A 21,168-nucleotide genomic window follows, 5' to 3' on the forward strand; every position below is an offset into this window, starting at 1 on the left:
TTATTCCTTTATAGAATCAAGCATACTATTAAATGCATTTTCAAAAGCTTCAACACCCTCGTTAAATAATTCCTGATAAATTTTTTGCATATTAATTCCAGCAGGTGTCAAAAACCCAAAAAACGCATCTATATGTTTTGTCTGAAAATGAAATGATTCTTCAAGTTCTTTATCCTTAATGGCTTCTATTACATCAAGAGGCAATGTTAATACTGAATTTGGCAAAAATAAATTTTGCACATAATAATCCTTAGGCAAATAGCTTTGTTTTACACCTGTTGATGCAAAAAGTGTTTTAATGTTTTCACTTTTTTCATTTTCTATCATATTATATATTTTTATAGCGTTAAAAAAACCGATTCTGTCCTGCGCCAAATTTAAAGAAGCAAGAACGGGATTTAATTTTCTGTCAAATCTGCTTACAAAAACGGATATTACCCCTTTTACATTCCCTTTATCAATAGCTTCAAAAGCTCTCATCGCCTGATTCGGGGAAAAAACAAGAGTAGCGTTTATATTTATATTTTTTTTTGCAAGTTCTTCCATCGCTTTATATCCGGTTTCATTTGCCGGAATTTTTATCATTACATTTTCCCTCTCAATTTTATCATACAGTCTTAAAGCCTCATCTATTGTGCCTTTTGTATTGTTAATAAGTCTCGGGTCAACTTCAATACTTGCAAAACCGTCGTTATCATTTTCAAAATTTTCTTTTAATATATCGCAGGCTTTTTGTATATCTTTAACGGCGTTTTCTTCATAAATTTCTTTTGAAGAGTTCTCTTTTAAATTTTCTATATCATTTTTGTAGATATTTTTTTTCATGGCATTTGCAAAAATCGAAGGATTGCTTGTAAGACCGTTTACCAAGCCGCTCTCAACCATTTCTTTAAATTCACTCTCCAAAAATTCCCTGTCTAAATAATCCACCCATATACTCGTCATATTCTCTCCTTAAATAAATTCCAAAATTTTTGTTAAATCTTTTTCTTCTATTATAATATTTGCTTCTTTTTTCAAAATTTCTTTTGCACAAAATGCAATTTTTGTTTTTGCGTATTTAAACATACTCAAATCATTCGCACCATCCCCTACAACCATTGTTTCATCAGAAGAAACCCCTAAAATGTTTTGTATCCTCTTTAATATTTCCCCTTTTGAATGGGAAAACATCATTTCTCCCCCAACAAGACCGGTTAATATACCGTTTTTAGAATGAAGAGTATTGCTAAAATCGGCATCAAATCCCAAAACTTTTTTTGCATAACTTGTAGCATTTCTAAAACCTCCGCTGAAAACAACTATTATAATATCGTCTTTTTTTAAAGCTTTTATAGTTTCTTCAGCCCCCGGCATAAAAGGAAGATTATGACATATTTCATTAACTTTTAGCTCTTCCAGACCTTCAAGCAGTTTTACCCTCATTACAAGACTTTCAAAAAAATCAAGCTCACCTTTCATAGCCATTTCGGTAATTGCTGCCACTTTATCTTTAAGCCCAAGCGGTTCGGCCAAAAAATCTATTGTTTCCCCGTCCATCAATGTTGAATCAAAATCAAAAACAGCTAATTTCATAATTTTCCTTTATTTTTACAAAATTTTATCAAACTTTTGTAAATTTATGCTAAAATTTTGCAAAAAGGATTTATTATGGGAATCGGAACTTGGCAAATAATTGTAATTTTAATAATTGTTTTACTGCTTTTTGGAGGTAAAAAAATTCCGGAACTGGCAAGCGGTCTTGGCAAAGGTATTAAAAATTTTAAAGACGCGGTAAAAGAAGGTGAAGGTAAAGAAGAAAATCAGGATGTAGAAAAAATAGAAGAGAAAGACGCTGATGTTAAAGACGCTACGGTTGAAACAACAGAAAAAAAAGATGTAAATGCTTGAAGAATTAACACCTCACATAGCTGAGCTTAGAAGCCGGCTTATTAAAATAGTTGTTGTATTTTTCATACTTTTTATTTTATCTTTTCTTTTTTGGAAAGATATTTTTGTTATTTTGGCAAAACCTGCAACAGATGTTTTACATACTTCCAGCAATTCAGAAATGATATTCACCAACCTGGTGGAACCATTTATGACGGCAGTAAGAGTGTCACTCTATACGGCTTTTTTTGCATCTTTACCTGTCATTCTTTACCAATTATGGAAATTTATAGCCCCGGGACTTTATGACAATGAAAAAAAACTGGTTTTACCGTTTGTTGTATTCGGTACGATAATGTTTTATTTGGGGGCTGCATTTGCATATTTTGTAGTTTTTCCTATCGGATTTAAGGTATTAATCAATTTTGGCGGTAAAAATTTTGTTGCAATGCTAAAAATAAGCGAATATGTGAGTGTCGCGCTTAAAATAATGATTGGTTTTGGGATAGCGTTTGAACTTCCCGTACTTTCGTATTTCCTGGCAAAACTGGAACTTATTACAGATAAAACGCTAAAGGATTTTTTCAGATATGCTGTTGTTATAATATTTATAGTAGCGGCAGTTTTAACTCCTCCCGACTTGTTTTCCCAACTTGCAATGGCCACACCTCTTTTAATTCTTTACGGATTATCCATCTGGATAGTAAAAGCTGTAAATCCTTATAAAGAAGAAAATTAATTTTTTTCTTTTTCTGCAATATTATTTAAAAAAAACAAACAGTTATAAAACATATAAATATTTAGATTAATAAAAATCATAAGTATAAATCTATATCTAAGTTTAGTATTATTGACTAAGTTTTTTTGATTTGCTTTAATTATAAAAATTAAAACAGGAGGCGCAAAGATGATTATAAAAAAGATGCGGCAAAAATTATCTTAGAGTTATTAAAATCAGATACAAAAACAATAAAAAATGAAACACTTAATAATGAAGCATTAAAAGAGTTAACCTTAAGCGGAATTATAAGATTTCCAATGCCGGCGGTTGCAGAATTTACATATGGAGGTTCAATAGTAGCTGAAGTATTAAATAAAATAAAAAATATTCAAGCAACTGATGAATGGAAAGATGATTTTAAATGGATTAGCAGTGAAGTAATTGCAATGATAGATGCAAGTATTAAAAATAAAAACAAAACTACAAAAATAACTAATGAAGAACTAGAAAAAAGAGGGTTTGCCAAAAACGGAGAATTAACCCAGGAGGCAATAGATTTATATGAAGCATACAAAGTAATTAACCCAGAACTTGCAATAGATGCAAAACTTGCTGAATATATCAGAAAAACACCTATAGGACCAACAGACGCTCATTTTTTACCTGTTGAAGAGAATAACAAAGATTTACTTGAAGCTATGAGACTTATAGCATATTCAATTCCAGTTGGAGAATATTTTACATTTACAGAACTTGGCCAGGCTGTAAAAGAGACATTAACTTACGGTGGTTAGGCAAGTGAAGGAAGTGTACTTGATTTATCAATTTTAGAAGACATTGCAAAAGTGGCTGACGGCGAAGAAATTGACATTGATTCACTTACAGACCTTGAATCCCTTGGATATGTTACAAATATAGACGAATTAACAAAAGCTGGAGAAAAAGCACTTAAAGTTTATAGAATTTATAGAGATAAAACTCAAAAACCGCTAAAAACATTTGCTATTGAAAAAGAAGAAATCCAAACTCTAAAAACAATTCAAAAAATCTGGGAGGAAAAAGTCCCTGAAAATCCTGAAGAAACACCTACATTTGATGAAATAAAAGCACAATTATTAGAAAGAAAAATTAAAGAATATAAAAAATTGATTGAAAAATATGGCAGAAGACTTGATGAAATGCCAAAGAAAAAACAAGAAATTGTCAAAAAATTTACAGATTTAGAAAATGAGAAAAAATGGTTTGAAGAAAATTTTGATTTAAGAGAATATTTATATTCATTGGAAGCTTTCGGATTAATAGAAGAAGGTGTTGATGAAAAAGGAAAAGCAGTATATTTTGTTACAGAAGATGGCAAAAAAGTACTGCAAGACCAAAAAGATGAAAGAGCGATCCACAGCTGGTCGGTTAAAACTTTGGCAATTTCAAATAAAATGTTTAGTGCACCAAACAGAGAATGGGTTGAAGAGGCTAGACGTGAAAGAATTTTAGGTACATATGAACCTACAAAATCCGGTTTGATGTATGAAGAAATTGCAACTCATAAAAAGTTACCATTTATGACAAAATATGAAATGGATATTTTCAAAATAATTCCAAATAACGGAATTGCATGTGAAGATATTTTAAAAGGAAAAAGTGAAGAAGAAAAAACAAGAATTTTTGAAGCAATAGATAAATTAGAAGCAAAAGGATTTGTTGAAGTATTGCCTGATGGACATATTATAGAAACTGAATATGGAAAAATGATGGATGAAGCTATAAGCTCAGTTCCTGAAGGATTTGGAGCGCCTATTAATCCGACAATTTACAGAGTTGTAAAAGCTATAGCTGAAACTGGCAGTATGTATGTAAAAGAGAAAAAAATAAGAATTCTTCCTGAAAATATAAAAGAAGCTGTTAAAAAATCAAATCTTGGCAAAGAAAGCTTTGAAAAAGCATATATTGCTGCAAGAGAAGCCAAATATTTAGGAAGAAACAGCGTAAACGAAGCAGGCTTACTTATGCTAAAAGCCGTTGAGATTTTCAACGGTTAATTTTTTTCTTCCCAATGAAGTTCTATTCCTTTTGAAGTGGTTACAAATCCGGTTATTATTATTTTTCCTTCATGAACCATTTTATGATGCTTTTTACAAAGAGGAATTAAATTAAATTTATGATTTACGGGGACATGGTCAATAAATCCTTTTTCTGCCTGTTCTTTTGGGAAAATATGATGTACATCATCAACCGGTGCCCCGCATATTGCGCATGTTGTAACAATTACTTTTTTATTATATCTGCTTTTTCTTTTTTTTATTAAAAGTTCAAGTTCGCTGTATTCTTCATTTAATTTTTTTCTTATATTTTCTGCAGTTTTTAAAAATTCACTGTCCAAATAAATTGATTTTGCAAATTCAAGCCCGTATACGCTGCTACCGCTCCCCTCTTTTAGTTTTCTGTCGTATATTAATTTTTCACCGTCAAAATAAACTTCCAAATGCCTGGCGACGACATTGGGCAAATTTTTTATTTCTTCTAAATCCATCAACTGATGCAGATGTGTTGCAAATAAAAAATTTATATTCTTTTTTGCAAGCTTAATTACAGCACTTGCGACAATGGACATAGCAGATAAAGTTTCTGTTCCATGTGCTATCTCATCACCTAAAACAATGGAATTAGAATCGGCTCTGTTGAAAATATTTTTAAGTTCAAGCATTTCTACCGCAAATGTAGAAAGTCCTTTTGAGAGATTATCTTTTGCTTCAATTCTTGTAAAAATTCCGTTTATCGGTTTAAATTCCATTTTGGCAGGGACAAAAAAACCGCTTTGAGCCAAAAAAATGGCTATTCCTACACTTTTCATAAGAGAGCTTTTTCCAGAGCTGTTAATTCCATACAAAAGCATTCCGTCATATTCATTGAAATCTATATCGTTTGGAATATAAATTCCGTTTTCCTGATTCACTTCTATTAACGGATGCCTTAAATCCCTAAAAATTGGTCTAATATTTGAAATTTTAGGCATAAAATAATTAAATTGTTTTGCAACCTTGGCACTGCTGACCGCTACGTCTATTTGTGCGATTTCATCCGAAAGAGATTGTAAAACATCAAATTCCCTTGATATTTCATCCAATTTTTTTAAATATAATTTTGTAGTTTTTTTTATTATTTTATTATCAAGAGTTATAATTTTATCACTTATTTCTTCTATAATCTCTCCTGAAATTTTCACACTGTTAGTTAAATTTTTAATCCTAAAATCTTTAAAAAAAACATTTTTACCGTTTATTTGTGTAAACGTATTTAAAAATTTATCTTTTATTAAATTAAATCTTGTTTTTGTCAGGCTCAAATAATAACCTTCTTTCTCCAATTGAGAAAGTTCTACTTTTACATCACCCAATTTTTCTATTTCTTCTTTGATTTTTACAAGTTCATTAATATAATGTTTTTTTTCTTTATTCAATTCATCAAGCTCTTTATTTATACCCTCGTTAAAAAAATTTTCTTTTATATGTTCTATTATTTACATTTATTTTGTTTAAATCAAAATGCCTTTCAATATAATTTAAAAAATTATCGATTTTTAAAGATTTCTTTTTAAGCAGAAGATAAATTTCGCTGCATGATTTGAGGGAACTCACTAAAAAACTTAGCTCAAACGGATGAAGTCGTTTTAATTTTATTTTTCTGTCTATTTTTTCCAGATCATATATGTCTTTAAGTAATTCTTCAAATTTCTTAAACCTGTTAAGCATAAAATTTACGGCTTTATACCTTTTTTTTAATTCTTCTTCATCTTTTATGGGATTAAAAAGCCTCTCTTTAATTAGCCTTTTTCCCATTGGGGTTTTAGTTTTATCTATTAATTTTAAGACTTTACCTATTTCAAGCTGTTTGATGGGATTGTTTCCTAAATATACAAATTTTTCATCTTCTATAAGTTCAGGAAATTTAATGTGTTTAATCAAATCTTTATTGTGGGAAATGACAAATTCAAGCAAAATACCCAAAGATTCTGTAATTAACGGATATTTTTCCAAATTCATAATTTCAATGGGAGTTAAAAGCGAATGTATTTTATAAACTCTTTTAAAAATTTCATTTTGATAATTTATGTTCATTCTTGTTCTGTTTATAATTATATTTTTACCGTCAAGTTCCAAATAATTCACAATTTCATCACAATCAACATTTTTTAAAGTTAAAATAATTTCGTTTGATTTATATGTCTGAAGAAGTCTAAACAGTTCATCCAGGGCAAAGCTAACATCATCTTTTGTAGAATAGTTTTCGTATATGTAACTTTTTCCTGTATTTATATCAATATTTGCATATCCCACATGAAAAGCATTGTATTTTTCGACAATTATGGAAGTTACATAATTTTCATACGTTTTTGAATATTCTAAATTTACCCCTGGTGAAATTATTTCAGAAAGATATCTTTTTACATTAGGAGGTGTGCCTTTTTGTTTTATAAGAATCAGAGTGTATTTATTTTCTTCTATTAATTTTTCTAAATATCTGTCAAGCGCATGATTTGGAAAACCTGCCATTAAAGGATTTTTCACATCAATATTGGGTATTGATTTATTTTTTTTTGTAAGTTGAATATTTAAAATATTTGCTATTTCTCTTGCTTTTCCAATTCCATCTGTTTCATATGTTTCAAAAAAAGTTCCGACTTCCATTAAAACAACGGCATTTGGATACAAATTATCATAATATTTTTGAAGTTCAAAATATATTTCAGTTAAAAGTTTTCCTTTTTTATTAAGGAATTTATTAATATCCATTATTACCTTTTTTATATATAATTATATCAAAAAGGAATTTTATGAAAAAATTAATTTCTATTATTATTTTTGCAAATTTTGCCTTGGCAATAAACTGGAACACAATAGTAGGGGTTTTTAAAAAAACTGTTAATACTATCTCTTATACAATTGAAACAACCGGCGCCAACCCGAGAGTTTATGAATTTGACACTCAGGGATTTCCAAAAATGCATTGTATTGTTATTTTCAGAGACAATACAAGCACATCACCTGCTATGCAGTGTGTTGAAACAAAACCTGAATATATAAAATTAAATAAAAAAATAATAAAATGATTGTAAAAATAACCCTTACACTTTTTTTAATAATGGACCCTTTTGGCAATTTACCGGTTTTAATATCTTTATTAAAAAATTATGATAAAAAAATAAAAATTAAAATTCTTATAAGAGAATTATTAATATCACTGTTTTTAATTTTTATTTTCATATTATTTGGAAAGCAAATTTTAGAGCTTTTTGGACTCAGTGAAGCGTCTGTTTCAATTGCAGGCGGAATAATTTTATTCTTAATAGCATTAAAAATGATTTTTCCATCAAATGAAACAGAAAATACGGATAAAACCGATTTATTAATAGTACCGATTGCCATTCCGATGATTGCCGGGCCGTCACTGCTTGCCGTTCTTTTATTGTTATCAAACAGTTACAATTTTCATATTTTATTTACTGCTTCTATCATCTCATGGGCTTTAACATCATTTATAATTATATTTTTTACCTATTTGGCTGAATTTATTCCATATAAATTTTTTAATGCTGCAGAAAAACTTATGGGAATGTTGTTAATCGCCCTTTCAGTTCAAATGTTACTTGATGGAATAGCTAATTATCTACATTTAAAATAATTTCAACCCCTCTAATATTCCTCGCTAAATCTTTAAAAAACTCATATTTTTTTATCCCTTTTTCTTTTAAAAATTTACTTAAAAGTTCTTTTTGATTGTACCCTGTCTCAATTATTGCATAAGGGATTTTAAATTCTATTGCTTTATTAATAAGTTTTTTTATAATATCAAGCCCGTCACTCCCACCATAAAATGCCTCATCAGGTTCAAATTTATTTGGTTTAGGATAAGAATTTTCCACATAAGGAGGATTAGCAATAAGTAAATCGGCTTTTTCATTAAATAAATCACATTTTTTAAACTCAATTTCTACATTATGTAGCTTTGCATTTTTTTTAGCAATTTCTATGGCGATTTCATTTATATCAGTTGCTATCACTTCAGCCCCTGTGTGTTTTTTAATCTCAATTGCAATTACCCCGCTTCCAGAGCAGCAGTCAATTACTTTAAACTTGGTACTTGGTACTCGGTACTTGGCAACTTGGCAACTTTTTATAAATTCTATCGCCCTATCAACCACAACCTCAGTATCATCCCTTGGAATTAAAACCCCCTCACTAATATAAAATTTATCTCCGTAAAAATAGACCTCTTCAAAAATATATTCAATCGGATATCCGTTTTTTACTTTTTCCTGAATTTCAAAAAATTCTTCTGGTACTTTCAAATCATCATTCAAAAAAAGCCATGCTTTATCTTTGTTTAAAAGTTTTTCTAAAATATAAACACTCTCAGGAAATTTTATAACATCTTTAATCCTCAATTGTTAACCTTTTTATTAAGTTTAAATAAACACTGTAAGCACTGCTAAAAGCCCATTGAAAATTATATCCCCCAAGCTCACCTGTCACATCTAAAACCTCCCCTACGAAATAAAGTCCTTTTTGAAATTTACTTTCCAAAAATTCATTTAAATCATTTGTATCAACTCCCCCTTTTGTAACTTCAGCTCTATCAAATCCAAAAGTTCCGGCCGGGGCGAATGCATAATTATTTAAAAGTTTAAGTTTTTCTTTTTCAGCATTGCTTAATAATTTAACTTTTTTATCTTCTAAATTTTGGGCGTTTAAAAACTCTTTTACAAATCTCTTTGGGAGTGGGAGCTGAGTAGAAATTTGTTTATTTGGGTTTTTAAGAAAAGTAAATACATCTTTTTTTAAAAAACCGATACTTATTTTACCTTTATCCCACCATAAAGATGCATTTAATATTGCAGGTCCGGTAAGTCCCCTGTGAGAAAAAAGAATATTTTGCCTAAATTTTTTCTCACCTGCTTTTACAACAGATTCAAATGAAATACCGCTTAAATTCTTAAACCAGCTTTCACTTTTTTGCACTGTCAATCCAACAAGCGCCGGACGCAGAGGAGTGATTGTATGTCCAAAATTTTTGGCTATTTTATATCCAATATCGCTTGCACCAAGTTTTTTATAGCTTATCCCCCCTGTTGCCACAACCACATTTTTAGCATAAAAAAACTGTTTATCAGTAAGAATTTTAAATCTGTCCTTTTCAAATTTAACCTCAATAATTTCTGCTTTGAGTATCTTTTTTACATTTCTTTTAAAAAAATTAAGTAATATTTCACTGCTTTTAAAAAAATATTGATTTTTTTTAGCTTCAATTATTTCTAAATTATTTCTTTTCAGCCAACTAAGTAAATCTTTATTTGAAAATTTTTTTAAAACTTTTCTAACTAACTCTTTATCGCCTCTGTAATTATTTTCGGTTACTATTTTATTGGTAATATTGCATTTTCCACCGCCGCTGATTCGTATTTTAGCTCCGATTTCTTTATTATGCTCAATAACTAAATAATTCTTTTTTAAAAGACTTCCCAGAAAAAGACCGCTTGCCCCTCCTCCTAAAATTGCAGTATCAATCAATCTCGACATTTCTTATATCTATAAAACTGCCGCTTTCAAATTTATCTAAATTATCAAAAAGTTTAACAAGTTTTCTCACGCCTTCATTTAATTCAATTTTACTTTTATCAACTCTCTCAACTGAGCTAAATTTTTCCCTCTCAGCTGAAATTACTTTTCTTACCATATCTGTATCAATTACCCCTGGAGCTACGGCAAAAACAGGAGTATTAATTTCTTTTGAATATATACTTACCATCATATTTAAAACACACTTACTAAGAGCATATCCTCCCCACCCGGGATTTCCGTTTACTGCAGCACCGCTGCTGATAATTACAATTTTTTTAGCCCATTTTTCAAGCAAATCTATTAAAACTTTATTAGCCCACACATTTACCATGAAAATGTCATTAAGTTCTTTTACACTCCATTCTTTCATTAATTTAATTTCACCCAATATCCCCGCATTTAAAATAACTAAATCAAAATCAGTGTTAAATGCTTCAACTGCTTTATATAAATTTTCAATATTTGTTAAATCAATTTTATAAAAAGGAATGTCAAAAGGACAACTTCTCCCAATCCCATAAACTTCATCACTTCTTTCAAGATATTCATTTACCAATCCATAACCTATTCCTCTACTTATTCCTGTAATTAAAACTTTCATATTTGCCCCTAAATTAATTCAATATAGATTTAAAAAATCTTTTTAATGAAATTTCTCCAGGATATTTAGAAATTGATACCGCATTATTTATTAATGCAATAGGTAAAATTGAATTTTCATACATATTGCATTTTAAAGTTTGTATTATATTCAATATCTCATTTAAATTAACAAAATCTTCAACATTAGGATTTTTTATTTTATCATAGTTTTTAATTGGTATAGTACATACATTTATATTTTCATATTTAGAATTAAATATTACTTTGCCTCCATAGTAAGTTGTTCTTCCATACAAATTTTCATCATTATATAATCTTGGCAATATATTTTTATAAATATAATCATTACTAAGTAAAATATACTCTCCTTTTTTTAAAACATTTTCTTCACTTAAAATTTTTGCATGCTCAACAAAAGCTCCACTTTTTTCAATTCCTATAATATTTAACTCAATTCCTTTTAATAAAAAATATACTATCATCTCTCTCATAGGTTTATGTAAATTTGCAGTCTGTCCAAAAAATGCTAAAGGTCTATCAAGTATAAATAAAAATTCGGATAACTTAGATGGATTTCTTGTATATATTTCTTTAATAATAAATATCATTAATAATTGCTCAATAGCGGATAAAAGATAATTAACAATTCCTTCCGCCCCGGTATCTTCATCAATTAATTCATGAAGTCTTAAAATATCTGTAATATAAATTTCACCATTATTATTTGTTACAAAATTTACAAATTCTGACCTTTTTAATTTTATATTTTTAATATTAGGATTTATAGGATGAGTAGCTAAATTCCACTCATTTTCAGGAATATCACGAAACTCTCTAAAAATTAACCACTTTAAAGCTGATGCAAGATTAAAATTTTCTTTACTAAAAAAATTAAAAATTGTACTTCTAACAAAATGTGTAAAACTTTCATAATTATCATTCATTATATTCTTTACAGGTAAAATAAATTTTGATTTAGCAGCATCTTTTATGGTATTTATTTCTTTTGGTGAAATAAATTCTTTATCTTTTAAATTTTCAATTTTTTTTAAATCTAAAAATAAAGCCCCTATTTTTATAGCTACTAACTTTGAACTTGGAAATTTTTTTGCTGTTATGGAAGACAATCCACCATCTATTGCAATTACATATTTTATATTGCTATCTTTTTCATCTAAAGCATTAAATAAATTACTGAAATTATTTAAATCAAATTTTTGCTGAGGTATATAACAGTGTGATAAAAATTTTTTACTTTCTTCATCTATAAATTCACTATGTCCTGTTTTACCTGCAAATTCTATAGGTTTTTTTCCACTACTATTATAACCCATTTATAACCCATTTTGATTTTCTTTTTTAAATTTATCTATTTGCACAGGTATTACAAAAGGATTAGATAATAATTTCATTCTTACAAATCCTTTATCAGTATCAACACTAAATTTTTTTAAAGAATTTAAAAAATCTTCAAAATCATAAAATTTTTTTATTTCTTTTAACTCATCTTCATTATTTAAATGTGCTATAAACCAATTTTGCGTATTTTTTAATATATTTGAACTAATTGAACTAACTTCTTGTGTAGCATATATCATACCAAGATTTAATTTAGCACCCTCTTTTGCTATTCTATTATAAATTTGAGTTAAATCTTTATCTTCTTTTTTTGGAAACAAATTATGAGCTTCTTCAAAATAGAATTGAATAAAATTATTTGGTTTTAATTCTGTAAATCTTTTCATAGAATCATTAAAGATATATTCACAAATCCTTTCAGAATAGACTTTTTGAATTTCTTCATCTCCTTGCGATAAATCAATTATAACTATTTTTCCTTTTCTAAGATTTTTTAGAATCTCTAATTCAAAAGATTCTTTCAAAGTATTTGTATGATATTTTGCCATTGGTCTAATTTTTAAAAAACCACTAATTGAATTATTAGAACCAGGTTTATTAATCTTTGTCAGCATTCTTAAAATCGATTGAATATCTTCATCAAAATATTCTTTTCCTTCTTTTTTCTTATAGTTAGAAAAAAACTCCCATTTATTATAATTTTTCCAAGCTTCTTCAAACCAAATACAAGCTTCTTCATATGAAATTTCTTTATATGGATTTATTGGACTATTAGGTTTTACAAGTTCATTAATTTTTTCCTTTCCTGGAAACTTAATTTTATTTTTATAAGGTTTAAAACCTGCTTTATACAACATACATTTATATGCTGCTATTTTTCTATCATATCTTGTTTTTATACTATGATTTTCATCATAATCATCTGGTTTCGTTAAATCTATTGACAAAAAACTTCTAACATAATCACTATTATCACCACTTTCTTCAAGAAATTTTTTAATTAAAGAAAAACCCTCTTTTACATTTAATCCTCCTTTCGTTTTAGTTATTTTTCTAACTTGTCTGTTAAATCCTTCAACAGTATTGGTAGTGTAAATAATCCTTCTAATAGGTTCTGAATACTCAAAGTAAGTTGATAATTCTTCCCAGTTGTTTTTCCAAGAATTAACAGCTAATGGGTATTTATCTCCCCATTTTTCTTCAATATTGTCAAGTTCAGTTTCAGCCTGTTCTTTGGATATTGCCTGATATACTTTTTTTAAATCAGCCATAAACTCTTTTTGGTACTTAGAACCAACATATTTCATTGAATATCTAATTTGATGAATAATACACCTTTGTACTATCTTTTAATCCGTCAACAGAAGCTATTAAAATATCCTCTACTCCTTTTTTGCCTTCTAAATTTATTCCTATTACAAAATGTAATGCTTTGTTTTTATAAAAACCGTTATCATCTTTTATTTTAAACACCATAGCATCCATATATACTATTGGATATATGGGGTCTAATGTCCTATTTTGCCACTCTCTTATTTCAGGAGTTATTTTATCTATTATTCTTGAAATTAAGCTATCACTCATTTCTACATCATACATCTCTTTTACCTGTTTTTCTATATCTCTTAAACTCATCCCTCTCGCATACATTGCTATTATCTTATCATCTATCCCACTGATAGTCCTTTGGCCTTTTTTTACAATCTCTCCACTGTCACTACGAACTGTTTTTGAGTAATAACCATTCTTTGAAATATCATTATTCTCTACGAACTCTTCAATCTCTGCTTTTAGCATATTCTATCATATTCTTCATAAATTCTTTTGTTAATTTTGATATATCTTCTTGAGTTTTACATTGTTTGCTTAATTCTTTAAAATCTATATTATTTAATACCGCTTCTTTTCTCATAATATATCCTTTCATTTTATTTTTTTCTTATTCTAATTTATCTTACACAAATTTTGAAGCGGTATCTTACATTTTCAAAAAAGTTAATTTTTAATACTTTAAAATTTGGCTTATCAACAACACTATATCTTATAACATCTTCTTTATATACATCATAAATTGCTGTTCCTTCATCCTGTAAATTAGGATTTGCATATTCTCCATTTATGTCAAAAATTATTTGACCTACTTTATATTTTGGTTTACCTTCATTATTAAAAGATTTAGCATCATCTTTTGATAAATCTATAGGAGCATTAGGTAAATACTTATTTATAGCTTTTTCAGAAATTTCTTTTACTGCTTTTATAATCATTTTTACCGTATTCGACTTACCGGTTCTAGTCATACCAAATAAAGCAGTTCTTGTTCCAAGAAAATCCTTAGAAGAAATATAAGCAGGAACTTTTGATTCTTCTTGTTGAAACCTTTGTGTAGAAGAATATCTTACATTACCTATTTTAAATATTCCTGATTCACTCTCATTATAAATAAATTCTTTCATTCCTTGATTTACTATAAACTTTAAAATCTCACTATTAGCTTTATAAACTTTATAATTATTTGGAGAATAATAATTCTCAATATCAGCTCCAAATCTTACTTTTCCTTTTTTATCTTTATAAAAAACTCCTAATATGCGACATTCAATACCAGAAAAACTTAATTCATATCTTGTATATGAGTCTAATTTACTCTCTTTTTTTGAACCTTCTCTACCTGTTATATCTTTATCTTCTTTATAATATGCTATCATAGTAGTGATAATATCATTATCCATCGGCAATTTTGTTGGATTTATAACTCTTAATAATAAAGCCTCTTTATTTTCTTTTTCTGCTTCACCTTTATAAAAAGCTAAAAGAAAACACCCTTTTGGAATACCTTTTACATTACATTTCCAAAAATCACAAGTTAATAATTTAATAGTTTCATAGTCTATATAAAATGGATTTCCAACAAAAAATTCTTCTTTATTGCCCTCTTTTAAAATGTCAATTGAAACAATTTCATCTAATTTATCAAATAAACTACTTATACTCATTGTTTATTCCTTTATTATGTTTTCAAACCTTAGTTTAGATTGCTCAACATATTCCTTTTTTAACTCACAACTTATCCATCTTCTATTAAGCTTTTCTGCTACAAATCCTGTAGTATTACTGCCTGCAAATGGATCTAATATCAAATCTTCTTCATCAGTCAAAAATTCTACAAAAAAAGAAACTATACCTGGATGCATTCTGGCTGGATGAGGTGTAATGCCAAGTTCTCTACATTTTTTTAAAAAAGAATCATTAGACGATGTATTAGAAAAACTTAATACATTATAAGGCAATCTAACTTCTCTATTTTCATCCAATGGCTCTAATTCAAACAAATTATGAGAAATACTTCCCCCATTATTTTTAAGAAAACTTTTTTCGCTTATATTATGTTCTGATGGTCTTTTTCCTGAATTATAATTTTTTCTTTTTAATAAATTTTTCATACTTTTACTATAAGGTCTTAAAACTTTTCTATTATCTGCTTTTGGAAAATCGCTTTTTGCTATCCACCAAATTCTTGTATAACTATCAATAGTGCGAATTCTATTTACTGTTACCCATTGTGCTGGAGATGGTAATCTTGAAGGATTATATACTATAAATTCCTGAATAAGCCTTAAATTTGCTTTTTCATTTTTTACTAATCTTAATAAAGCTTCAAAAGGTAATAAAGAATGAACTGGTCTTTTCTCTTCCCACGAATTTCCAATTTCAATTACTAAAGAACCATCTTCCTTTAACAAATCTTCAAAAATAGGTGCAAGAGATTCAAACCAATTTAAATATTTTTCCCCTTTTAAATTTCCATACTTTTTTTTATTATTTAAAGGAAAAGGAGGAGAAGTAATAATTAATTGAAATTTATTTTTATAGTTTTGTTTTAAAAAATTATCATATAAAGAAAAAAAATCTTCACAAAACATTTTACCTTTTATAGTTTTATATGAAAAACTCATACTTTATCTTCCTTTTCAAGTTTCTCTAACCTCTCTAAAATCGGTGGATGTGAATAATAAATAAATGAATATAGTTTGCTTACATGCGGAAAATGTTTGTTTTCTGCAACCAACTTTTTAAGAGCGCTTGCCAAGTCTTTTTTGCTAACCAATTCACTTCCCATTTCATCTGCACCAAATTCATTTTGTCTGCTTATTAAATTAACAAAAGGCTGCAATATAAACATAATCATATCCATAAATAATAATGCCAAAATAATTATATTTACCCCATTTTTAGGTACATGAATCTCTTTAAACAGATTATCAGGTAAATTCCCAAAAACTGCAAAAATTATAAAAAGCATAACTCCAACAACCGCAATATTTTTTAATATATCTTTGTGTTTAAAATGCCCAAGTTCATGTCCGAGCACTGCCAAAATCTCATTTTTATTCAGTTTTTTTAAAAGCGTATCAAATAAAACAACTCTTTTACTTTTGCCAAGCCCTGCAAAATAGGCATTAAGTCTTGTATCTCTTTTGCTTGCATCCATTACAAAAATACCGTTGCTTTTAAACCCGACTTTTTCCATCATATTTTCAATATCGGTTCTAAGTTCTTCGTCTTGTAACGGCTCAAATTTATTAAAAATACTTGCAAATATAGGATATAAAACATTTATTAAAATTACTACCAAAAATGTAAAACCAAACCCTATAATCCACCAGTTTTTAAAATGTTCTATAAAATAAATCAACCCTGCAAAAAATGCCCCACCTAAAATTAAAAACAGGACTATTTTTTTAACTTCATCCACAAAAAAAAGTTTCCAAGGTGCTACATTAAAACCAAATTTTTTATCAATATGTTTTTCCCATATATTTATAGGAAGTGTTAAAAGATAATTTACCGCAAAAAAAACAAATAAAATTTCCAGTTCACTAAGCAATGTATTTTTGTAAAGTAAAAAATTTATAATAAACAATCCCCCACTCATCCAAAATACAACCAAAAACATACTTATTAATGCGTTAAAAATATTAAGAGTGTGTTTATAAATAGCATAAAATGCAGAATTTTTATACTCTTCTACATTCATAAATGAAACAATTTCAGGAAAAACTTTTTTAATATAAAAAACTTCTTTTATTTCTATAATAATTTTTACAAAAATATAAAGACCAAATAAACCTACCAATAAATTTACCAAAATTTGTCCTTTTTTAAAGAATTTTATCAAATTTAATTAATTATATAAAATCATTATAAACATAGGGACTGACTAAATGTAAATATTTTAAAATAACTTCAAAGATAAAAATATTACAGCTCAATGCTTCATTTTGCTAAAGCACCACTCAAATTTTGTTAAATTCCGCAACTCTGTTATATTTTAACTTTTTTGTTATTTAGTCAGTACCTAAACATAAAGGAAAATAAAACATAAATTAATTAATATAAATAAATTAAAATACTGTCCTGGAAAGTTGGAAATAAATGAGATAATGAATATTAGACTCTGCATATCAAAGGTGCCAGACCCAAAATGATAGTAAACAATAAAAAAGGATTAATGATAAAGAAGATAACATATTAAAGCTTAGCGGGGACCTACTTTCCCACACCCGCAGGGTGCAGTATCATCAGCGCTGGAGGGCTTAACTTCCTGGTTCGGAATGGGACAGGGTGTTTCCCCTCCGCTTTGCCCACTAAGCTTAAATATATTATCTTATAAATTAAAAATTAGCTGTTAAAAGTCTTGTCTCACGTCCGCTTAAAAGCCATTCGGGTTATTAGTACTGGTCAGCTCAACCCCTCGCAGGGCTTACACCCCCAGCCTATCAAGCAGGTAGTCTTCCTGCACCCTCATGGGAAGGCTCATCTTGGAGTGGGCTTCCCGCTTAGATGCTTTCAGCGGTTATCCCTTCCGAGCTTGGCTACCCAGCGCTGCCCTTGGCAGGACAACTGGTACACCAGTGGCTCGTCCAACCCGGTCCTCTCGTACTAGGGTTAGCTCTCCTCAACCTTCCTGCGCCCACGGCAGATAGGGACCGAACTGTCTCACGACGTTCTGAACCCAGCTCGCGTACCGCTTTAAATGGCGAACAGCCATACCCTTGGGACCTGCTCCAGCCCCAGGATGCGATGAGCCGACATCGAGGTGCCAAACCTCCCCGTCGATGTGAGCTCTCGGGGGAGATCAGCCTGTTATCCCCGGGGTACCTTTTATCCTTTGAGCGATGGCCCTTCCACTCAGAACCACCGGATCACTAAGACCGACTTTCGTCTCTGCTCGAGGTGTCTCTCTCGCAGTCAGGCTGGCTTGTGCCTTTACACTCTTCAGACGATTTCCAACCGCCTTGAGCCAACCTTTGTGAGCCTCCGTTACTCTTTAGGAGGCGACCGCCCCAGTCAAACTACCCGCCAGGCACTGTCCCCCAGAAGGATTACTCCTGCGGGTTAGTAGGCAGGATATCCAAGGGTGGTATCTCAAGATCGGCTCCACCAGAGCTGGCGCCCTGGCTTCTCAGCCTCCCACCTATCCTGCACATGGATATCCCACCTACAATGCCAAGCTGTAGTAAAGGTCCACGGGGTCTTTCCGTCTTGCCGCGGGTAGGAGGAATTTTCACCTCCACTACAATTTCACTGGATCCCTCTCTGAGACAGCCCCTCATTCGTTACGCCATTCATGCAGGTCGGTATTTAACCGACAAGGAATTTCGCTACCTTAGGACCGTTATAGTTACGGCCGCCGTTTACCGGGGCTTCAGTTCACCGCTTCGCCTTATGGCTAACGGATCCCCTTAACCTTCCGGCACCGGGCAGGCGTCACACCCTATACCTCCTCTTACGAGTTAGCAGAGTGCTGTGTTTTTGGTAAACAGTCGACAAGAGCGCTGTGCTGCGACCCCTTTCGGCTCCACTCGCAAGGAGCTTCACCTACTCGGGGCACACCTTATCCCGAAGTTACGGTGTCAGTTTGCCGAGTTCCTTAGAGAGGGTTCTTCCACGCGCCTTAGAATACTCATCCCGCCCACCTGTGTCGGTTTACGGTACGGGCTACTAACAACTCAATCGCCTTAGAGGCTTTTCTCGGCTCAGGGCATCTCCGATTCCCCCTCCGCTCCGAAGAGCTTTGGAGGCCTGTCGGGTCTCGGGCTATTGAAGAGCGGATTTGCCTACTCTTCACCCTACACCCTTCGAACCACTATTCCATCAGTGACCTCGGTTAACCCCAAGCGTCCCCCCTTCGGCTCATTGTTAGTAGGTAACGGAATATTAACCGTTTCCCCATCGACTACGCCTTTCGGCCTCATCTTAGGCCCCGACTAACCCTACACTGACGAACATCGTGTAGGAAACCTTGGGCTTTCGGCGAATGGGATTCTCACCCATTTTATCGCTACTCATGCCTGCATGCTCACTTGATGACGCTCCACCGCTCCTTACCGGTACGGCTTCTACGCTCTCATCAACGCTCTCCTACCACTCTTACAAAGTAAGAATCTACGACTTCGGTGTAAACTTTTAGCCCCGTTATATTTTCGGCGCCTCCCCGCTCGACCAGTGAGCTGTTACGCTTTCTTTAAAGGATGGCTGCTTCTAAGCCAACCTCCTGGTTGTTTAAGCAGGAAAACCTCCTTTTCCACTTAAGTTTAACTTTGGGACCTTAGTCGGTAGTCTGGGTTGTTCCCCTCTCGACATAGGATTTTATCACCCTACGCCTCACTGCTAAGATTACACCATAGGTATTCGGAGTTTGACAGGGTTTGGTACAGCTGTGGGCCGCCCTAGCCCTATCAGTGCTCTACCCCCTATGGCTACCTCTTAACGCTGCACCTAAATGCATTTCGGAGAGAACCAGCTATCACTGAGTTTGATTGGCCTTTCACCCCTATCCACAGGTCATCCGAAGGCTTTTCAACGCCTACCGGTTCGGTCCTCCACGGGCTCTTACACCCGCTTCAACCTGCCCATGGATAGATCACTCAGCTTCGGGTCTGCAGCTACTGACTTTATCGCCCTGTTAAGACTCGCTTTCGCTTCGGCTCCCCCTCTCGGGTTAACCTCGCCAGTAACCACAACTCGCAGGCTCATTATGCAAAAGGCAGTCCGTCACCCTTGTCCGAAGACAATAGGGCTCCGAATGATTGTAGGCAAACGGTTTCAGGTTCTATTTCACTCCCCTCACTGGGGTTCTTTTCACCTTTCCCTCACGGTACTTGTGCACTATCGGTCTGGCAGGAGTATTTAGCCTTGGAAGGTGGTCCTCCCATCTTCACTCAGGATAACACGTGTCCCGAGCTACTCGCTAGGTCTTAGCTTAGTCCCACCGGTATCTTTTTGGGTACCGGGCTTTCACCCTCTGTGGCTTACCTTTCCAGGTAACTCCCCTAAAATACCGGCTACACTAAGACGGGCTAATCCCATTTCGCTCGCCGCTACTTTGGGAATCTCGTTTGATTTCCTCTCCTCCGGGTACTGAGATGTTTCACTTCCCCGGGTTCGCCCCCACTTACGTGGGTGACCAGTCTCTCAACTGGCCGGGTTGCCCCATTCGGATATCCAGGGATCAACGCTCCTTGACAGCTCCCCCTGGCTTTTCGCAGCCTGGCACGTCCTTCTTCGCCTCTGCCAACCTAGGCATCCACCGCTCGCCCTTAGTAGCTTTCTCGCGGCGTGGACAAGACTTTTAACAACTAATTTTCAATTATCTCTCGTACTAAAATGTACAATGGAAAATGTCTCTCATTCTCCATTCTACATTTTATTAATGTTGAATGTTGAATTTTAAATATTGAATTTACATTTTTAATTCATCATTCATAATCTCTCTTGCTGGTGGAGACAAGGGGAGCCCTTCCCCTGACCTCCTACTGGCGTATTGCTGTGCTCACTTCTTTCGCACATCGCAATCACCGTGCGGGGCTACAAACGACAAGCAGTTGTCGTTTGCTTTACGCCCCTCCCGTGCAAGCACGCAGTCTGTATAACAGCCTTTAGCTACTTTACAGGCTACTCTTGCATGGTGGAGACAAGGGGAGTCGAACCCCTGACCTC

18 protein-coding genes, 1 tRNA gene, 2 rRNA genes and 1 pseudogene (1 of these 22 cut by a window edge) are annotated in these 21,168 nt (G+C 31.9%); 5 read left to right on the forward strand and 17 right to left on the reverse strand.

All coding sequences use genetic code 11. From position 1 onward, the window contains the following. Positions 1-945, reverse strand: a complete 945-nt coding sequence (locus tag DZ65_RS0100985; protein ID WP_024786843.1) for a transaldolase — start codon at positions 943-945, stop codon at positions 1-3. 9 nt (positions 946-954) lie between these two features. After that, on the reverse strand, positions 955-1,575 hold the full coding sequence (gene serB, locus DZ65_RS0100990) for a phosphoserine phosphatase SerB (protein ID WP_024786844.1): 621 nt from the start codon (positions 1,573-1,575) through the stop codon (positions 955-957). A 75-nt stretch (positions 1,576-1,650) separates the two neighbouring features. On the opposite strand from serB, the gene tatA reads away from it, so the two are divergent. From tatA to DZ65_RS09675, 3 genes and pseudogenes are all read left to right on the forward strand, one after another. Continuing rightward, positions 1,651-1,890, forward strand: coding sequence for a twin-arginine translocase TatA/TatE family subunit (tatA, locus tag DZ65_RS0100995; protein ID WP_024786845.1), 240 nt, complete (start codon positions 1,651-1,653; stop codon positions 1,888-1,890). Further along, a complete protein-coding gene (gene tatC, locus DZ65_RS0101000) occupies positions 1,883-2,608 on the forward strand; it encodes a twin-arginine translocase subunit TatC (RefSeq protein ID WP_024786846.1) in 726 nt (241 codons plus the stop codon). The genes tatA and tatC overlap by 8 nt, the downstream gene beginning before the upstream one ends. Before the next feature lie 188 nt (positions 2,609-2,796). Continuing rightward, positions 2,797-4,626, forward strand: a pseudogene (locus tag DZ65_RS09675) (DUF505 domain-containing protein); the annotation flags it as partial. Here the strand turns inward: DZ65_RS09675 and DZ65_RS10925 are convergent. Both DZ65_RS10925 and DZ65_RS10930 read right to left on the reverse strand, forming a co-directional pair. Further along, the gene (locus DZ65_RS10925) at positions 4,623-6,044 is read right to left on the reverse strand and encodes an HNH endonuclease (RefSeq protein ID WP_236617328.1); all 1,422 of its coding nucleotides are present in this window, start codon (positions 6,042-6,044) and stop codon (positions 4,623-4,625) included. The pseudogene DZ65_RS09675 and the gene DZ65_RS10925 sit on opposite strands and share 4 nt — an antisense overlap. A 28-nt stretch (positions 6,045-6,072) precedes the next feature. Continuing rightward, on the reverse strand, positions 6,073-7,377 hold the full coding sequence (locus DZ65_RS10930) for a hypothetical protein (RefSeq protein ID WP_236617329.1): 1,305 nt from the start codon (positions 7,375-7,377) through the stop codon (positions 6,073-6,075). A 41-nt stretch (positions 7,378-7,418) separates the two neighbouring features. Here DZ65_RS10930 and DZ65_RS0101015 point away from each other — a divergent pair, with 41 nt between their 5' ends. Beyond that, positions 7,419-7,694 (forward strand): hypothetical protein, encoded by a 276-nt coding sequence (locus DZ65_RS0101015; RefSeq protein WP_024786848.1) that lies wholly within the window; start codon positions 7,419-7,421, stop codon positions 7,692-7,694. Beyond that, positions 7,691-8,266, forward strand: a complete 576-nt coding sequence (locus DZ65_RS0101020; protein WP_024790509.1) for a MarC family protein — start codon at positions 7,691-7,693, stop codon at positions 8,264-8,266. Before DZ65_RS0101015 ends, DZ65_RS0101020 begins: the two co-directional genes overlap by 4 nt. Here DZ65_RS0101020 and DZ65_RS0101025 read toward each other — a convergent pair. The 13 genes from DZ65_RS0101025 to DZ65_RS0101080 form a co-directional block, all read right to left on the reverse strand. After that, entirely contained in the window at positions 8,244-9,029 is a 786-nt protein-coding gene (locus DZ65_RS0101025) for a peptide chain release factor N(5)-glutamine methyltransferase (RefSeq protein WP_024791111.1), read from the reverse strand. The genes DZ65_RS0101020 and DZ65_RS0101025 overlap by 23 nt on opposite strands. Further along, a complete protein-coding gene (locus tag DZ65_RS0101030; RefSeq protein ID WP_051428452.1) occupies positions 9,019-10,161 on the reverse strand; it encodes an aminoacetone oxidase family FAD-binding enzyme in 1,143 nt (380 codons plus the stop codon). Before DZ65_RS0101030 ends, DZ65_RS0101025 begins: the two co-directional genes overlap by 11 nt. Continuing rightward, the gene (locus DZ65_RS0101035) at positions 10,145-10,804 is read right to left on the reverse strand and encodes an SDR family NAD(P)-dependent oxidoreductase (protein ID WP_024791112.1); all 660 of its coding nucleotides are present in this window, start codon (positions 10,802-10,804) and stop codon (positions 10,145-10,147) included. Before DZ65_RS0101035 ends, DZ65_RS0101030 begins: the two co-directional genes overlap by 17 nt. Before the next feature lie 13 nt (positions 10,805-10,817). Then, complete coding sequence (locus tag DZ65_RS0101040; RefSeq protein WP_024786853.1) at positions 10,818-12,140, reverse strand: hypothetical protein; 1,323 nt, start codon at positions 12,138-12,140, stop codon at positions 10,818-10,820. After that, on the reverse strand, positions 12,141-13,472 hold the full coding sequence (locus tag DZ65_RS09685) for a transposase (protein ID WP_201767783.1): 1,332 nt from the start codon (positions 13,470-13,472) through the stop codon (positions 12,141-12,143). A gap of 7 nt (positions 13,473-13,479) precedes the next feature. Beyond that, positions 13,480-13,962 (reverse strand): IS256 family transposase, encoded by a 483-nt coding sequence (locus tag DZ65_RS11245; RefSeq protein ID WP_051433533.1) that lies wholly within the window; start codon positions 13,960-13,962, stop codon positions 13,480-13,482. Further along, positions 13,943-14,077 carry a hypothetical protein gene (locus tag DZ65_RS11250; RefSeq protein WP_255327413.1) on the reverse strand — a complete coding sequence of 45 codons (135 nt, stop codon included), beginning with the start codon at positions 14,075-14,077 and terminating at the stop codon, positions 13,943-13,945. Before DZ65_RS11250 ends, DZ65_RS11245 begins: the two co-directional genes overlap by 20 nt. Positions 14,078-14,114: 37 nt before the next feature. Continuing rightward, positions 14,115-15,161 carry a helicase HerA domain-containing protein gene (locus tag DZ65_RS0101055; protein WP_024791113.1) on the reverse strand — a complete coding sequence of 349 codons (1,047 nt, stop codon included), beginning with the start codon at positions 15,159-15,161 and terminating at the stop codon, positions 14,115-14,117. A 3-nt stretch (positions 15,162-15,164) separates the two neighbouring features. Continuing rightward, positions 15,165-16,121, reverse strand: a complete 957-nt coding sequence (locus tag DZ65_RS0101060; RefSeq protein ID WP_024786857.1) for a site-specific DNA-methyltransferase — start codon at positions 16,119-16,121, stop codon at positions 15,165-15,167. Next, positions 16,118-17,314 (reverse strand): M48 family metallopeptidase, encoded by a 1,197-nt coding sequence (locus tag DZ65_RS0101065; protein WP_024791114.1) that lies wholly within the window; start codon positions 17,312-17,314, stop codon positions 16,118-16,120. The genes DZ65_RS0101060 and DZ65_RS0101065 overlap by 4 nt, the downstream gene beginning before the upstream one ends. Before the next feature lie 388 nt (positions 17,315-17,702). Then, a 5S ribosomal RNA gene (rrf, locus tag DZ65_RS0101070) occupies positions 17,703-17,818 on the reverse strand. Between the two features lie 58 nt (positions 17,819-17,876). Further along, positions 17,877-20,782, reverse strand: a 23S ribosomal RNA gene (locus DZ65_RS0101075). A 352-nt stretch (positions 20,783-21,134) separates the two neighbouring features. Continuing rightward, positions 21,135-21,168 (reverse strand) — tRNA-Ala (locus DZ65_RS0101080); it runs 42 nt beyond the window's last position.

It is taken from the genome of Lebetimonas sp. JS032 (assembly GCF_000523315.1).
Lineage (GTDB): Bacteria > Campylobacterota > Campylobacteria > Campylobacterales > Nautiliaceae > Lebetimonas.

What these genes read in the sequence shown, in the direction of transcription:
- DZ65_RS0100985 (WP_024786843.1), bottom strand. Translation starts at nt 945, where the DNA reads ATGACGAGTATATGGGTGGATTATTTAGACAGGGAATTTTTGGAGAGT.
- serB (WP_024786844.1), bottom strand. Translation starts at nt 1,575, where the DNA reads ATGAAATTAGCTGTTTTTGATTTTGATTCAACATTGATGGACGGGGAA.
- tatA (WP_024786845.1), top strand. Translation starts at nt 1,651, where the DNA reads ATGGGAATCGGAACTTGGCAAATAATTGTAATTTTAATAATTGTTTTA.
- tatC (WP_024786846.1), top strand. Translation starts at nt 1,883, where the DNA reads ATGCTTGAAGAATTAACACCTCACATAGCTGAGCTTAGAAGCCGGCTT.
- DZ65_RS10930 (WP_236617329.1), bottom strand. Translation starts at nt 7,377, where the DNA reads ATGGATATTAATAAATTCCTTAATAAAAAAGGAAAACTTTTAACTGAA.
- DZ65_RS0101015 (WP_024786848.1), top strand. Translation starts at nt 7,419, where the DNA reads ATGAAAAAATTAATTTCTATTATTATTTTTGCAAATTTTGCCTTGGCA.
- DZ65_RS0101020 (WP_024790509.1), top strand. Translation starts at nt 7,691, where the DNA reads ATGATTGTAAAAATAACCCTTACACTTTTTTTAATAATGGACCCTTTT.
- DZ65_RS0101030 (WP_051428452.1), bottom strand. Translation starts at nt 10,161, where the DNA reads ATGTCGAGATTGATTGATACTGCAATTTTAGGAGGAGGGGCAAGCGGT.
- DZ65_RS0101035 (WP_024791112.1), bottom strand. Translation starts at nt 10,804, where the DNA reads ATGAAAGTTTTAATTACAGGAATAAGTAGAGGAATAGGTTATGGATTG.
- DZ65_RS0101040 (WP_024786853.1), bottom strand. Translation starts at nt 12,140, where the DNA reads ATGGGTTATAATAGTAGTGGAAAAAAACCTATAGAATTTGCAGGTAAA.
- DZ65_RS09685 (WP_201767783.1), bottom strand. Translation starts at nt 13,472, where the DNA reads ATGAAATATGTTGGTTCTAAGTACCAAAAAGAGTTTATGGCTGATTTA.
- DZ65_RS11245 (WP_051433533.1), bottom strand. Translation starts at nt 13,962, where the DNA reads ATGCTAAAAGCAGAGATTGAAGAGTTCGTAGAGAATAATGATATTTCA.
- DZ65_RS11250 (WP_255327413.1), bottom strand. Translation starts at nt 14,077, where the DNA reads ATGAGAAAAGAAGCGGTATTAAATAATATAGATTTTAAAGAATTAAGC.
- DZ65_RS0101055 (WP_024791113.1), bottom strand. Translation starts at nt 15,161, where the DNA reads ATGAGTATAAGTAGTTTATTTGATAAATTAGATGAAATTGTTTCAATT.
- DZ65_RS0101060 (WP_024786857.1), bottom strand. Translation starts at nt 16,121, where the DNA reads ATGAGTTTTTCATATAAAACTATAAAAGGTAAAATGTTTTGTGAAGAT.